The organism is Micromonospora coriariae (assembly GCF_900091455.1).
In the GTDB taxonomy this organism is placed as follows: Bacteria; Actinomycetota; Actinomycetes; order Mycobacteriales; family Micromonosporaceae; genus Micromonospora; species Micromonospora coriariae.
The window spans coordinates 5,440,294-5,453,992 of record NZ_LT607412.1 but is presented as its reverse complement, the minus strand read 5'-3'; the positions used below and the strand labels follow the sequence as shown (position 1 = coordinate 5,453,992).

Here is a 13,699-nt window from a genome sequence, read left to right as displayed (position 1 = left end):
GCTGATCCGCCCCCACCCGCAGCACGCGCCGGTCGGACGGCCGCTGTTGCGGCAGCGTGACAGGGAGGTGACCGATGGCCGTTGAACCCCTGCCCCCCGCCGAGACCACCGCGGTCGAGCCGGGCACACAGATCACCCATCCGGATGGCCGAGTCGAGCTGCGTGATTTCTCCACGATCGCCGGCAGCCCGTACTTCAACGATGAGCTCGCTCCGGTGCCCATCGAGAAACGCACCTGGACGACGTACAACTTCGCGGCGCTGTGGATCGGCATGGCGCACAACATCCCCACCTACCTGCTCGCCGCCGGGCTCATCCAGCTCGGCATGAACTGGGTGCAGGCGTTCCTCACCATCACGCTGGGCAATCTGCTCGTTCTGATCCCGATGCTGTTGAACAGCCACGCGGGCACGAAGTACGGGATCCCGTTCCCGGTCTTCGCCCGCGCGTTCTACGGAGTCCGCGGCGCGAACTTCCCGGCCCTGCTGCGCGCCTTCATCGCGTGCGGCTGGTTCGGCATCCAGACCTGGATCGGCGGCGAGGCGATCTACGCGATCGCCGGCAAGCTGCTCGGCTCCTGGTGGGTCGACGCGGCGACGGTGATGGACTACCCGTGGACGCTGTGGGCCTCGTTCTTCGTGTTCTGGGCGATCGAGATGGCGATCATCTGGCGGGGCATGGACACCCTGCGGCGCTTCGAGAACTGGGCCGCACCGTTCGTCATCGTGGTCGCCGTCGCCCTGCTGATCTGGGTGCTGGTCGAGGCCGGCGGGCTCGGCCCGATCCTGTCCGAGCCGTCGAAGCTGGGCTGGGGCGCCGACTTCTGGAAGCTGTTCGCGCCGTCCCTGATGGGGATGATCGCCTTCTGGGCGACGCTGTCGCTGAACATCCCCGACTTCACCCGGTTCGGCGGCAGTCAGCGCCAGCAGGCGTACGGCCAGGTCCTCGGCCTGCCGACCACTATGTCGTTCTTCGCCATCCTGTCGATCATGATCACCTCGGGCACGGCCGTGATCTACGGTGAGGCGATCTGGGACCCCATCCAGCTCGCGGCCAAGTTCGAGAACCCGCTTGTCGTCGCGCTCGGCCTGTTCACCGTCGTGGTCGCCACGCTGTCGGTGAACGTCGCGGCGAACACGGTCAGCCCGGCGTACGACTTCTCCAACGCCGCGCCCCGACTGGTGAGCTTCCGGACCGGGGGCCTGATCACCGGCGTGCTCGGCATCCTGATCCAGCCGTGGCGCCTGGTGCAGGACCCCAACATCTACATCTTCGTCTGGCTCGGGTTCTACGGCGGCCTGCTCGGCGCGGTCGCCGGCGTCCTCATCGCCGGGTACTGGATCCGCCACCGCACCAGGCTCCAACTGCCGGCCCTCTACCGCCCCGAGGGCAGGTACTGGTTCTCCGGCGGGTGGAACTGGGCCGCCATCGTCGCCACAGTCGTCGGCGCGGTCCTCGCGGTGGGCGGCGCCTATTCCGCACCCGGCAAGGGGCCGTTCCCGTCCGACGGGCTCATCCCGTTCCTCAAGCCGCTCTACGACTACAGCTGGGTGGTCGGTCTGGTCGCCGGGTTCCTCGTCTACCTGGCGCTGTCGATGCCGCGCACCGCGCACGCGAAGGGGGAGCAATGAGCAACATCATCCGAGCCGGGCTGGTGCAGCAGAAGTGGACCGGCGACAAGGAGTCGATGATCGCCAACGCGGTCGAGGCCATCCGCAGCGCCGCCTCGCAGGGCGCACAGGTGGTCTGCCTGCAGGAGTTGTTCTACGGCCCGTACTTCTGCCAGATCCAGGACGCGGACTACTACTCGTACACCGAGGCCATCCCGGACGGGCCGACGACCGCGCTGATGCGCGAGGTCGCCGAGCAGCACGGCGTGGTGCTGATCGTGCCGATGTACGAGCAGGAGCAGCCCGGTGTCTACTACAACACCGCCGCGGTGATCGACGCCGACGGCACCTACCTCGGCAAGCACCGGAAGAACCACATTCCGCAGGTGAAGGGGTTCTGGGAGAAGTTCTACTTCCGGCCGGGGAACCTCGGCTATCCGGTGTTCGACACCGCCGTGGGGCGCATCGGCGTCTACATCTGCTACGAGCGGCACTTCCCCGAGGGCTGGCGTGCGCTCGGCCTGGCCGGTGCGAAGATCGTTTTCAACCCGTCGGCGACCAGCCGTGGCCTGTCGGAGTACCTGTGGCGGCTGGAGCAGCCCGCGGCCGCGGTCGCCAACGAGTACTACGTCGGCGCGATCAACCGGGTCGGCGTGGAACCGTTGGGTGACAACGACTTCTACGGCCAGTCGTACTTCGTGGACCCGCGCGGGCAACTGGTCGGCGACGCGGCGTCGGACAGCGAGGCGGAGGTTGTCGTCCGCGACCTGGACATGGACAAGCTGGCCGAGGTCCGTGACCTGTGGGCCTTCTACCGCGACCGCCGTCCCGACACGTACGAATCGCTGGTGACGCCGTGAGCATCGTCATCCGCAACGGAACGATCGTCAACGCCACCGGGGCGTACCCGGCGGACGTGCTGGTCGAGGGCGAGCGGATAGCGGCGCTCGCCGCGCCCGACTCGGGTCTGGCCGAGCAGTGGGCGTCCGGTGCTGAGCGCGTGATCGACGCCAGCGGAAAGTACGTGGTGCCGGGCGGCATCGACGGCCACACCCACATGGAGATGCCGTTCGGTGGCACGTTCTCGGCGGACAACTTCGAGACCGGAACGATTGCGGCAGCCTGGGGCGGCACGACGACCATCATCGACTTCGCCGTACAGGGCAAGGGCACGTCCGTGCTGTCCGCGCTGGACAAGTGGCACAGCAAGGCCGACGGCAACTGCGCGATCGACTACGGGTTCCACATGATCGTCTCAGACGTCAACGACACGTCTCTGAAGGAGATGGACGCCTGCATCGACGCGGGCGTCAACACGTTCAAGATGTTCATGGCCTATCCGGGGGTCTTCTACGCCACCGACGGGGAGATCCTGCGGGCGATGCAGAAGGCCCGGGACACCGGGTCGATGATCATGATGCACGCGGAGAACGGCATCGCCATCGACCAGCTCGTCCTCGAGGCGCTGGCCAACGGTCAGACGGACCCGGTGCAGCACGGCCTGACCCGGCCGCCCGAACTGGAGGGCGAGGCGACCTCGCGGGCGATCGCGCTGGCCAAGGTCACCGGCTCGCCGCTGTACATCGTGCACCTCTCCGCCGCGCACGCCCTGGACGCGGTCACCCAGGCGCGTGACACCGGGCAGAACGTGTTCGCCGAGACCTGCCCGCAGTACCTGTTCCTGTCGCTGGAGGATCTGGCCAGGCCCGACTTCGAGGGCGCGAAGTACGTCGCCTCTCCCCCACTGCGCCCCAAGGAGCACCAGGCGGAGTTGTGGCGGGGCCTGCGCACCAACGACCTGTCGCTGGTGTCCACCGACCACTGCCCCTTCTGCTTCAAGGACCAGAAGGAGCTGGGCCGGGGAGACTTCTCCAAGATCCCGAACGGGATGCCCGGCGTCGAGCACCGGATGGACCTGCTCTATCAGGGCGTCGTGAAAGGCGAGATCACCCTGCCGCGCTGGGTGGAGATCAGCTCGACCACGCCCGCCAGGATGTTCGGGCTCTACCCGCGCAAGGGCGTCATCGCGCCGGGCGCCGACGCGGACATCACGGTGTACGACCCGACGGCCCAGCAGACCATCTCGGCCAGCACCCACCACATGAACGTGGACTACTCCGCGTACGAGGGCATGGAGCTGACCGGGAAGGTCTGCACCGTGCTGTCCCGTGGTCGAGTCGTCGTCGATGACAACGCCTTTCACGGCGCGGCCGGGCACGGCAGGTTCCTCAAGCGCGACCTCAGTCAGTACCTGGTCTGAAAAGGAGGAGCCGTGGACTTCGGTGTCGTACTCCAGACCGACCCGCCGGCGCGCGACGTCGTGGCCGGCCTCACCGCCGCCGAGGACAACGGGTTCCGCTACGGGTGGACGTTCGACTCCTGCGTGCTGTGGCAGGAGCCGTTCGTCATCTACTCGCAGGTCCTCGCCGCAACCAAGCACCTGATCGTCGGGCCGATGGTGACCAACCCGAGCACCCGCGACTGGTCGGTCACCGCGTCGCTCTTCGCCACGCTCAACGACATGTTCGGCAACCGCACGGTGTGCGGGATCGGCCGCGGCGACTCGGCCCGGCGGGTCATCGGCCAGCCGCCGGCGAGCCTGGCCACGCTGAAGGAAGCGATGCACGTCATCAAGGAGCTGGCCGAGGGCAACGAGGTCGAGCACCACGGCACGGCGGTGCGCATCCCCTGGGTGCGCGACGGCCGGCTGGAGATCTGGATGGCCGCCTACGGCCCGAAAGCGCTGCGGCTGGTCGGTGAGCAGGCCGACGGCTTCATCCTGCAGACGGCCGACCCCGACATCGCCCGCTGGACGATCGGCTCGGTACGCGATGCGGCCACCGCGGCAGGTCGAGATCCCGACTCGATCACGGTGTGCGTGGCCGCACCCGCCTACGTGGGCACAAACCTGGCGCACCAACGGGATCAGCTGCGCTGGTTCGGCGGCATGGTCGGCAACCACGTGGCCGACCTGGTCGCCCGCTACGGCGACTCCGGGGTCGTGCCGAAGGCGCTCACCGACTACATCAGGGGGCGCGCAGGCTACGACTACGCACACCACGGCCGCGCCGGCAATCCGTCCACCGACTTCGTGCCCGATGAGATCGTCGACCGGTTCTGCCTCGTCGGCCCCGAGTCAGCCCACGTCGACCGGCTGCAGGAGCTCAAGGAGATCGGGGTGCACAACTTCGCCCTCTACCTCATGCACGACGACAAGGAGAAGACCCTCTCCTCGTACGGCAAGAACGTCATCACGCAGGTCTGATCCGGCTGAGGCGGTCCACGTGGCCGCCGGAGCGGTCTGGGGACCATCCACCACGCGCCCCACCAGGTGTGTCATGTCCGCCCATTCCCGGTCGTCGCCTCTTCCGCCGGCTCCGGCGGCGTCGGGCCGTCCAGCCGTTCCCGCTCCCGGCGTTCCCGCCGTTTCTCGACGAGGGCTGCGAGCAGCAGCGACCCGATGGCCGCCGCCCGGCCCCAACGGCGCAGGGCGGCGCGGATCGGCCCGGGCGGTGGCGCCGGCGGCGGTCCGGGCACCACCACCCGGTCGACCCCCGGGTACGCGAGCCGGGAGGCCGAGATCGCTTCCTCCTCCGAGCGCAGGGCCCGGTTCCCGCCGATGACGAGGTGCCGGGCCTCGTCGCGGTAACGCCAATGCCACAGGTCGCCCTCCGGCCACAGCTCGATTCGCTCCCCCGGCCTGTCCAGGGCGGGTGTTTCCGGTTCACCCTCGCCCTCGGGCGGGTGAGGCGAGCGGTGGGCGGCGCGCCGCAGGTCCGCGCGGGTGAGTTCGCCGACGCCGGCTGCGCCGCCGCGGTGCAGCGCCCGCGCGGTCAGGAAGGCGAGCGCCCCGGCCAGGATCGGCAGGACGAGCACCAGCACCTGGAACACCGACAGCAGGTCGTAGATCGGCACCCGCAGCAGGCGGGCGATGATGTCGTCGCCGGCCGCCACCGTGAGTACCGCGTAGAAGGTCAGCGCGGCAACACCGATGCCCATCCGGACGGGATGGTCGCGGGGCCGGTCGAGCAGGTGGTGCTGCCGGCGATCGCCGGTCAGCAGCCGTTCGACGAACGGCCACGCGTAGAGGACGAGGAAGGTCAACCCGCCGAGCACCACGCCGGGGAAGAACGGCGCGGGCACCAGATGCCCGGCGACGCGGAACTCCAGCGGCGGGAACAGCCGCAGCGCCCCATCACCCCAGGCGACGTACCAGTCGGGCTGGGCAGGCGCGGTGGACTGGGCCGGTTCGAAGGGCCCGTAGAGCCAGACCGGGTTGATCTGGATCAGGCCGCCGAGGGCGAACAGTACCGCCAGCACCCAGGCGAACAGGGCGAGCGTGCGCAGGGTGTAGCTCGGCCACAGCCGGGAGCCGACGACGTTGTGCTCGGTCCGCCCCGGACCGGGGAACTGGCTGTGCTTCTGCCGGACCAGGATGCCCATGTGCAGCGACACGAGGGCGACGAGGACAGCCGGCACCAGCAGCACGTGGGCGACGAACATCCTGGGGATCATCTCGTCGGAGGGGAACTCCCCGCCCAGGGCCAGGGAAACCAGCCACGCCCCGACCAGGGGGATCGACTCCACCACCGAGGTGATGATCCGCAGGCCCAGCCCGGAGAGCAGGTCGTCGGGCAGGGAGTAGCCGGTGAAGCCGTTGGCCAGGGCGAGGGTCAGCATGGTCACGCCGATCAGCCAGTTGAGCTCACGGGGTTTGCGGAACGCCCCGGTGAAGAAGATCCGCGCCAGGTGCAGCACGATGGCCGCGACGAAGACCAGCGCGGCCCAGTGGTGGGTCTGCCGGATCAGCAGGCCGGCCCGGACGTCCCAGCTGAGCCGCACCGTCGAGGCGTACGCCGCGGAGGTGGTGGCGCCGTCCAGCGGGGCGTACGCACCGCGGTAGACGCGGTCGGCGGAGCTGGCGTCGAAGAAGAAGGTCAGGTAGACGCCGGTGAGGATCAGCGCGATGAACGAGTAGAGCGCGATCTCGCCGAGCATGAACGACCAGTGGTCGGGAAAGACCTTCACCAGCGCCCGGCGGGTGATCGGCGAGAGCCGTAGCCGGTCGTCCAGGGCCCGGGCCAGCCGGTCGGTGATCATGGTGAGCTCCAGAAGCCCGCGCCGGGCGGCGCTGTGAATTCACCGGTCGCGCGGAGGAAGCCGTCCGGTCCGACCTCGATCGGCAGCCCTGGCAGCGCCCGGGCCGCCGGACCCGCCACCGGCCGGGCATCTGCCAGCAGGTCGAAGGAGGACTGATGGCAGGGACAGAGCACCTTCCCGGTGCCCTTGAGGTAGATCCGGACCGGGCACCCTGCGTGCGTGCAGAGCAGCGAGTAGACGACCAGCCCGTTCAGGTGACCGGCGGAGGGCGGGCGGGCGAAGCGTTCCGGAGCAAGGCGGACCGCGAAAGCGGGGCCGTCCCCGGTGTCGAGGTGGCCCTCGGGAAAGATCCCGAGCGCGGTGCCGGCGGGCACGTCCTGCAGCCGCAGTGGCCGTCCGTCCGCGGTGACCAGCCGCACGCCGGGTCCCCATGGGGTGTCTCTGCGTGCCTTGAGCGGGTGGGCCCGACCGGAGGGCAGCAGGGAGCGCAGCGGGAACAGCGCGGCGGCGCCGAGCGCGCTCAGCGCGAGCCCGAGCGCGGCGAGCAGGCCTCGCCGCCGCACCGGGCTGTCCGGCGCCGCGAGCACCGCGGCGGTCATCGCCTGCTCGGTCGGAGGCGGCGCGAAGCCCTCGTGCTCCTCGACGTACCCGTCGACCGGCACGAGCCGCCGGCCCCAGATGGCGAGGCCCACGGCCAGCCCGGCGAAGGCCACCGCGAGACAGACCCCCTCCCAGCGGGTGTCGCCACCCACCGTGTACGTCACCGCGAAGCCCACCGCCCCGGCGGCGCTGACCAGAAACGCGACGACGATCCGGCGACTGGCCGCCCGCTCGCTCGCCGAGGGACGCCGCGCGCTCATTCCCCGGCCCTCCTGCCCAGCCACCGAGCGGCTGCCACCAGCAGACCCAGGACGGCCACCCAGGTGACCAGTCCCTCGGCCAGCGGGCCGAGCCGACCGAGGGGGTTGCCGCCCCGGTCCAGCCGCTCGCCGCGGAGCCGCTGCACGTACGCGGTGAGGTCGTTGACCTGCTGGTCGTCGAGCACCTGGCTGGGAAAGACCGGCATCAGCCCGGGGCCGACCCGGACCGCCTCGGCGACCTGCGTCGCTGTGGCGTCGTACAGCGGCGGGGCGGTCCAGCCGTCGGTCAGCGCGGTGCCCGCGCCGGTGGCCCCGTGGCAGGGTGCGCAGTTGGCGGCGAAGATCTCCTGACCGGAGGTCAGGTTGCCCGGGGCGACCCGGGGTATCTGCGGACCACCCCCGCCGAAGCTGGCGACGTGGCCCACCAGTGCGCGGATGTCGTCGGCCGAGAACACCGGTTCCGCGCGCCGGGCCTGCTGCTCCTCCCGCGACAGCGGCATCCGGCCGGTGGAGAGCTGGAAGTCGACCGAGGCGGGGCCGACGCCGATCAGCGACGGGCCCCGCTGCGTGCCGCGCCCCTGCTCACCGTGGCAACTCGCGCACTGCTGCAGGTAGAGCTCGGTGCCCCGGTCCGCCGGGTTGGACGACGGCGCGGACGCGGCCGGGGTTGCGGCCCCGGGGGTCGGCTCGGGGGCGAGCGCCACCGGACCGGCGGCGAGCACCAGCACGGGTCCGACCGCGAGCATCCGGCGGGGATGCAGGGTGAGCCGCCGGGCCGCGGCTCGTGAGTGCCGCATCGGTCAGTCCAGTGTGTAGAGGTAGGCGGCGATGTCCTGGGCGTCAATGGCACTGATACCGAGGTTCGGCATGGCGGTCCCGGGCTCCACGGCCTGGGGATCGGCGATCCAGCGCCGGAGGTTGTCGGCGTTGTTGGGCAGTTGACCGGCGATGTAGGAGCGGGCGCCGAACCGAGTCAGGGGCGGGCCGACCAGGCCGTCGGCGCGGTTGATGCCGGGGATGGTGTGGCACGAACCGCAGCCGTACTGGGCGATCAGCTCCGCGCCGCGGTCGGGCCGTCCGTTGCGCGACTCCGGTGGTGGCGGTGGGGCCGTCGAGGCGCAGGCGGTAACCGCGACCATCGGCAGGATCATGAGGGCCGCACCGAGTGCCCAGAGCCGGTGGGGCAGCATCATGGCACCACCCCTTCCGCTTCAGCTGTGCTCGCCATCGGGCGGGTCCCTCCGGGTGGTGGCCCCCCGCGCAGGCCGTCGGGCCGGTCGCGGTCCATCCGCAGCAGCCAGCCCAGGAACACGGTCAGCGCCACGACCAGCACGGCCAGGTCCATCGGCGCCCACATCAACAGGCCGGCGAGTTGCTGGTCGGCCAACGGGTCGGCGCCGAACACCCGCCGCGGATAGATCGGTTGCGGGGCGAAGGTGAGCACGGCGCCGAGGGCCGAGGCGGGCAGCATGGTGCCGGCCAGCAGCAGCACCGTCACCGGGGCGGGGGCGCGGTGCCGTGGCGAGCCGAGCACCGGCGCCCAGAACAGCCAGGCCGTGGCCAGGAAGCACAGATGCTCGGTGGCGTGCACGGCGGGACGGTCGACCGCGGCCGCGTACGGCCCGGGCAGGTGCCAGAACCAGAGCACGACGGTCTGCCCGCCACCGGCCAGCAGGGCGTACGTGCCCGGGTGGCGCAGCCGGCGTATCGGCGGCGCCACCCGGCAGCGGGCGAGCAGCCGGCGCAGCGGGAGCGGCACGGCCATGCTCAGCGGCAGCCCCGCCGCGCCGGCCGCGAGCAACGGCCCGGCCCCCAGCAGGAGCAGCATGTGCTGAGCCATGTGCCCGGCCAAGGAGGACTCCGCCATCTCGTGTGCCGGCCCGTGCTCAGTGCCGAGCACCACCAGCAGTGCGGCGCCGAACGCGGCCACCCGCCAGCGGGGGACCACGTGCCCCGCGCCACGGCGCGACCACAGCTCCTGGACGCCCCGCCCGTAGCCGGCTGCCAGCAGGCAGACCGTGACGACGACGAGCATCGCCAGCAGGCTCTCGGCCAGCGGGCTCTGGCCGGGCCCGTGTGCCTGCTGGACGCTCAGAGCTGACATGGCGGCAGCACCAGCACGGCGACCCCGCCGAGCACGATGATCGTCAGGAACAGCAGGTTGGCCCAGACGCCCACCACGGCGAGCATCCGGGACCGGCCGTACGCCCGGTCCTGGCTGCCCGTGGCCTGCGCGCGGGCGGTGCGTCGCCACGCCAGGGCGGCGACCGCCAGCGAGCCCGCGGTGACCAGGGCCGGGACGATCACCGCGAGCCCGACGACCCGCCCGAGCGGCATGGCGAGGACGCGGTCGGAGCCGGCGGCGCAGGCGAGTTCGTCGAGGCCCCAGGCGGCGAGCACGTGTACGGCCCACGCGACGCCACCGCCGAGGACGCCGTACCAGAGCAGCACCCCGCCGGTCAGACGGGCCCGTGGCCCGGGTGGTGTGGTGGTCATAGTCGTGGGGAGAGGTAGATGGTGAACAGGATGGCGGCCCACACCGCGTCGACGAAGTGCCAGTAGATGGCGGTGTTGCGGACCCGCTCGCGCCGGTGGGCGTCGATGGTGCCGCCGCTCAGGGCGGCGGCGAGCAGCCAGCCGATCATGGTCAGGCCGACCAGGACGTGCAGCCCGTGGAAACCGGTGATCAGGTAGAACAGCGACCCGTACACGTCGGTGGTCAGGGTGAAGTGCCGGAGCTTCTCGGCGTACTCGGTGGCCTGCAGGGCCAGGAAGGTCAGCCCGAGCAGCATGGTGGCGCCCAGGCCGCACCGCAGCTGCCACCGCCGCCCGTGCCGGCTGCCGCGTTCGGCCCACACCATCGGCAGACTGCTGGGCAGCAGCACGGCAGTCATGATCAACGGCTTGAGCAGTTCCGGGGCCCCGATGGCGCCCGGCGGCCACTGGGGGCCGTACTGGAAGCGGAGGTAGAAGTAGCTGCCGAGCAGGCAGGCGAAGAGGGTGGCCTCGGTGGCCACGAACATCACCATGCCCCACCAGCCGGTCGATCGACCGGCTGGCAGCTCAGTGCTCAGCGCCTCGGCGCCGGTGGCCGCCATGATCCCGCCCCGATCCGTCATGGTGTCGCCACCCCGCTCGTCCGGCTCGGTCCAGCGGGCCAGAGCCAGACCGCGATCGTCGCGGCCACCACCACCGCGGCGACGGCCGCCACCGGGTACCAGGCGACGAGCAGAGCGGCGAAGAGGACCAGCAACGCGGCGGCGAGCACGAGGGGCTTGAGCGTTGACTCCGGCATCGGCACCGGGCGTTCGACGCGGGCGTCCAGTTCGCTGGTGAGCAGCGTGTTGCGTCCCTCGCTGAGGATGCGGTCCGCAGTCGCCCCCTCGCCGGTCGACTCGGCGGTCCGTTCGTCCCACACCGGGTGCAGGCTGTGCACCCGAGGCAGGACAGGGAAGTTGTACGGCTCGGGCGGCGACGTGGTGGCCCATTCCAGGGTGTCGGCGCCCCAGGGGTCCGGCGGGGCGGGCCGACCCCGGCGCACGGCGTGCACCACGCCGACGAGCACGAGCAGCAGTCCGAGAGCGAGCACGTAGGAGCCGATGGTGCTGACCAGGTTCCATCCGCCCCAGCCCGGCTCGCTGGCGTAGGTGTAGACCCGGCGGGGCATCCCGAACAGACCGTAGAGGTGCATGGGGAAGAAGGTGACGTGCATGCCCGCGAAGACCAGCCAGAACGCCCAGCGCCCCAGCCCTTCGTGGTACATCCGCCCGGTGATCTTGGGCAGCCAGTAGTAGATGCCGGCGAGCATCGGGAAGACCGCGCCGCCGATCAGCACGTAGTGGAAATGCGCCACCACGAAGTAGGTGTCGGTGACCTGCTGGTCGAACGCGGTCAGGGCGAACATCGTGCCGGTGACACCGCCGAGCACGAAGGTCACGATGAAGCCGACGACGAACAGTAGCGGCACCCGGATGACCAGCCGGCCGAGCAGCATGGTGGCCAGCCAGGCGAAGATCTGCAGCCCGGACGGAATGGTGATGATCGTGCTGGCCGCGCTGAAGAAGCTGTAGGACAGTTGCGGCAGCCCGGTGGCGAACATGTGGTGCACCCAGACCCCGAACGAGATGATCGCGATCGCCACGATGGACAGCACGATCAGCGGGTAGCCGACCACGCCCCGCCGGGTGAAAGCGGGTAGCACCGCCGAAACGATGCCCAGCCCCGGCATGACGATGATGTACACGTCGGGGTGTCCGAAGATCCAGAACAGGTGCTGCCAGAGCAGGACGTTTCCGCCGGCCGACGGGTCGAAGAAGTGGGTGTCGAACCGGCGGTCGAGGAACAGCAACGCGTTGTCGAGGTTCAGCGCCGGCAGCGCGAAGATCACCATGAACGCGGTAGCGACGATCGCCCAGACGAACAGCGGTACCCGATTGAGCGACATTCCCGGTGCGCGCAGCTTGAGCGCGGTGACGATGAAGTTGATCGAGGCGGCGGTCGTGGATATGCCGAGGAAGAGCAGACCGAGGGCGTAGACGTCCATGTGCAGGCCGGGGTTGTGCTGCTCGGAGCTCAGCGGCGCGTACGCGAACCAGCCGTTGTTGGGGGCGGCACCGAAGGGCAGGCTCGCCCACATGAACAGGCCGGCGAACAGGAAGACCCAGTAGCCGAAGGCGTTCAGTCTCGGGAACGCCATGTCCCGTGCGCCGATCATCAGGGGTACGAGGTAGTTCCCGAAGCCGAAGAGCATCGGTGTGGCGAACAGGAAGATCATCGCCGTGCCGTGCATGGTGAAGAGCTGGTTGTACTCCTCGGGCGACAGCAGTCCCGCCTCGGGTCGGGCGAGCTGGGTGCGCATGGCCAGCGCGCTGAGTCCGGCGAGGACGAAGAAGAACCCGGCGGTGACCAGGTAGCGCCGGCCGATCCTCTTGTGGTCGACCGTGCTGAACCAGCCGCGTAGCGAACGCGGCTCCGCCCAGTGTTCCGTCAGCCGGGCCAGATCCACCCGGCTGACGCCGGGCGGCGCGCTGGTCGTGGCCATGGTTCCCCCTCCCCGACCTAATCCAGCGACCGCAGGTACGTGATCAGGTCGGGCAGCACGGCCGCGCCGACCGGCTGTGGGGGCATCGCGTTGCCGGGCTTGACCGTCTGGGAGTTGACGATCCAGCCGCCGAGGTGTCCGGCGTCATTCGGTACCGCCCCGGCGCCGAGGCTCCATCGGGAGCCCACGTTCGACAGGTCGGGCCCCACCTGGCCCTGGGCGCCGGTGCCCCGTACCGCGTGGCAGGCGGCGCAGGTGCCCTGCACGAACGCCTGCTGGCCGCGGCGCTCGGCCTCGGTGCGCGGCTGACGGGCCGGGGCGTTCAGGCGGGTCAGCCACGCGTCGAAGTCGGTGCGGGGTTCCGCCACGACCAGGAAGGCCATGTGGGCGTGCTGGGTGCCGCAGTACTCGGCGCACTGGCCGCGGTAGCGGCCGGCCCGCTCCGCCCGCAACCAGGTCTCGCGGGTCTCACCGGCGATCAGGTCCGTCTTCGGCATGAGCTGCGGCACCCAGAAGCTGTGCAGCACGTCGTCCGTGCGCAGCCGGACCTTCACCCGCTCCCCCACCGGAATGTGGATCTCGTTCGCGGTCGCCCCGGACGCCCCCGGATAGCGCACCTCCCACCACCACTTGTGGCCGGTCACCTCCACCGTCGGCGCGTCGGGGTCCGGATCGACGGCGAGCGCGGCGAGGTCCCGCAGCCCCACCCCGTAGACGGCAACGAGAATGACGAACGGCAGCCCGGCTCCGGCGATCGCGACGAAGCGCAGCGGCTGCCCGTGGCGCACCCGGACGTTGCCCCGCCGGAACACCAGCGCCCAGATCAGCAGCGCCATGACCTCGGCGACCACCGCCAGCGAGATCCAGAAGAGCAGCCACCACAGGTTGGCGACCCGGGCGGCGCCCGTGCCGGCGGGGTTGAGGACGGACGGCGGGTCACCCCCGCATCCGGCGAGCAGGGCCAGGCCGCACAGGGCCGTCAACACCGGCAGCGGGCGCGGCTGCCGGCGCCGCCCGGCGGGTCGGGCGGCGCTCATGGTCATCCCTGCTGTCGTGTCCACCGAGAGCGACACTAGGCCCTTCCGAAC

13 protein-coding genes are annotated in these 13,699 nt (G+C 70.7%); 4 read left to right on the top strand and 9 right to left on the bottom strand.

Going from position 1 to position 13,699, the window contains the following annotated elements:
• Positions 1 to 74: 74 nt before the first annotated feature.
• Genes GA0070607_RS25285 through GA0070607_RS25270 form a run of 4 tightly spaced genes read left to right on the top strand, consistent with a single transcriptional unit; the run spans position 75 to position 4,875 of the window.
• Entirely contained in the window at positions 75 to 1,631 is a 1,557-nt protein-coding gene (locus tag GA0070607_RS25285; protein ID WP_089020405.1) for an NCS1 family nucleobase:cation symporter-1, read from the top strand.
• Complete coding sequence (locus GA0070607_RS25280; RefSeq protein ID WP_089020404.1) at positions 1,628 to 2,470, top strand: nitrilase-related carbon-nitrogen hydrolase; 843 nt, start codon at positions 1,628 to 1,630, stop codon at positions 2,468 to 2,470. The genes GA0070607_RS25285 and GA0070607_RS25280 overlap by 4 nt, the downstream gene beginning before the upstream one ends.
• The gene (hydA, locus tag GA0070607_RS25275; RefSeq protein ID WP_089020403.1) at positions 2,467 to 3,870 is read left to right on the top strand and encodes a dihydropyrimidinase; all 1,404 of its coding nucleotides are present in this window, start codon (positions 2,467 to 2,469) and stop codon (positions 3,868 to 3,870) included. The genes GA0070607_RS25280 and hydA overlap by 4 nt, the downstream gene beginning before the upstream one ends.
• Positions 3,871 to 3,882: 12 nt before the next feature.
• Entirely contained in the window at positions 3,883 to 4,875 is a 993-nt protein-coding gene (locus GA0070607_RS25270) for a TIGR03842 family LLM class F420-dependent oxidoreductase (RefSeq protein WP_089020402.1), read from the top strand.
• A gap of 71 nt (positions 4,876 to 4,946) precedes the next feature.
• Here the strand turns inward: GA0070607_RS25270 and qcrB are convergent, their stop codons facing one another.
• Genes qcrB through coxB form a run of 9 tightly spaced genes read right to left on the bottom strand, consistent with a single transcriptional unit; the run spans position 4,947 to position 13,672 of the window.
• Positions 4,947 to 6,710: a cytochrome bc1 complex cytochrome b subunit gene (gene qcrB, locus GA0070607_RS25265; protein ID WP_089020401.1), complete on the bottom strand. Its 1,764-nt coding sequence runs from the start codon at positions 6,708 to 6,710 to the stop codon at positions 4,947 to 4,949.
• A complete protein-coding gene (locus tag GA0070607_RS25260) occupies positions 6,707 to 7,570 on the bottom strand; it encodes a QcrA and Rieske domain-containing protein (protein WP_089020400.1) in 864 nt (287 codons plus the stop codon). Before GA0070607_RS25260 ends, qcrB begins: the two co-directional genes overlap by 4 nt.
• A complete protein-coding gene (qcrC, locus tag GA0070607_RS25255; RefSeq protein WP_089020399.1) occupies positions 7,567 to 8,367 on the bottom strand; it encodes a cytochrome bc1 complex diheme cytochrome c subunit in 801 nt (266 codons plus the stop codon). Before qcrC ends, GA0070607_RS25260 begins: the two co-directional genes overlap by 4 nt.
• Positions 8,368 to 8,370: 3 nt before the next feature.
• Positions 8,371 to 8,763, bottom strand: a complete 393-nt coding sequence (locus GA0070607_RS25250; protein WP_197701165.1) for a c-type cytochrome — start codon at positions 8,761 to 8,763, stop codon at positions 8,371 to 8,373.
• Entirely contained in the window at positions 8,760 to 9,674 is a 915-nt protein-coding gene (locus tag GA0070607_RS25245; protein WP_089020398.1) for a cytochrome c oxidase assembly protein, read from the bottom strand. Before GA0070607_RS25245 ends, GA0070607_RS25250 begins: the two co-directional genes overlap by 4 nt.
• Positions 9,662 to 10,066 carry a hypothetical protein gene (locus tag GA0070607_RS25240; protein ID WP_089020397.1) on the bottom strand — a complete coding sequence of 135 codons (405 nt, stop codon included), beginning with the start codon at positions 10,064 to 10,066 and terminating at the stop codon, positions 9,662 to 9,664. Before GA0070607_RS25240 ends, GA0070607_RS25245 begins: the two co-directional genes overlap by 13 nt.
• Positions 10,063 to 10,689, bottom strand: coding sequence for a cytochrome c oxidase subunit 3 (locus tag GA0070607_RS25235; protein WP_197701164.1), 627 nt, complete (start codon positions 10,687 to 10,689; stop codon positions 10,063 to 10,065). Before GA0070607_RS25235 ends, GA0070607_RS25240 begins: the two co-directional genes overlap by 4 nt.
• Complete coding sequence (gene ctaD / locus GA0070607_RS25230) at positions 10,686 to 12,611, bottom strand: cytochrome c oxidase subunit I (RefSeq protein ID WP_089020396.1); 1,926 nt, start codon at positions 12,609 to 12,611, stop codon at positions 10,686 to 10,688. Before ctaD ends, GA0070607_RS25235 begins: the two co-directional genes overlap by 4 nt.
• Positions 12,612 to 12,628: 17 nt before the next feature.
• Complete coding sequence (gene coxB / locus GA0070607_RS25225; protein WP_172899101.1) at positions 12,629 to 13,672, bottom strand: cytochrome c oxidase subunit II; 1,044 nt, start codon at positions 13,670 to 13,672, stop codon at positions 12,629 to 12,631.
• Between the last annotated feature and the right edge of the window lie 27 nt (positions 13,673 to 13,699).

What these genes read in the sequence shown, in the direction of transcription:
- GA0070607_RS25285 (WP_089020405.1), top strand. Translation starts at nt 75, where the DNA reads ATGGCCGTTGAACCCCTGCCCCCCGCCGAGACCACCGCGGTCGAGCCG.
- GA0070607_RS25280 (WP_089020404.1), top strand. Translation starts at nt 1,628, where the DNA reads ATGAGCAACATCATCCGAGCCGGGCTGGTGCAGCAGAAGTGGACCGGC.
- qcrB (WP_089020401.1), bottom strand. Translation starts at nt 6,710, where the DNA reads ATGATCACCGACCGGCTGGCCCGGGCCCTGGACGACCGGCTACGGCTC.
- GA0070607_RS25260 (WP_089020400.1), bottom strand. Translation starts at nt 7,570, where the DNA reads ATGAGCGCGCGGCGTCCCTCGGCGAGCGAGCGGGCGGCCAGTCGCCGG.
- qcrC (WP_089020399.1), bottom strand. Translation starts at nt 8,367, where the DNA reads ATGCGGCACTCACGAGCCGCGGCCCGGCGGCTCACCCTGCATCCCCGC.
- GA0070607_RS25250 (WP_197701165.1), bottom strand. Translation starts at nt 8,763, where the DNA reads ATGATGCTGCCCCACCGGCTCTGGGCACTCGGTGCGGCCCTCATGATC.
- GA0070607_RS25245 (WP_089020398.1), bottom strand. Translation starts at nt 9,674, where the DNA reads ATGTCAGCTCTGAGCGTCCAGCAGGCACACGGGCCCGGCCAGAGCCCG.
- GA0070607_RS25240 (WP_089020397.1), bottom strand. Translation starts at nt 10,066, where the DNA reads ATGACCACCACACCACCCGGGCCACGGGCCCGTCTGACCGGCGGGGTG.
- GA0070607_RS25235 (WP_197701164.1), bottom strand. Translation starts at nt 10,689, where the DNA reads ATGACGGATCGGGGCGGGATCATGGCGGCCACCGGCGCCGAGGCGCTG.
- ctaD (WP_089020396.1), bottom strand. Translation starts at nt 12,611, where the DNA reads ATGGCCACGACCAGCGCGCCGCCCGGCGTCAGCCGGGTGGATCTGGCC.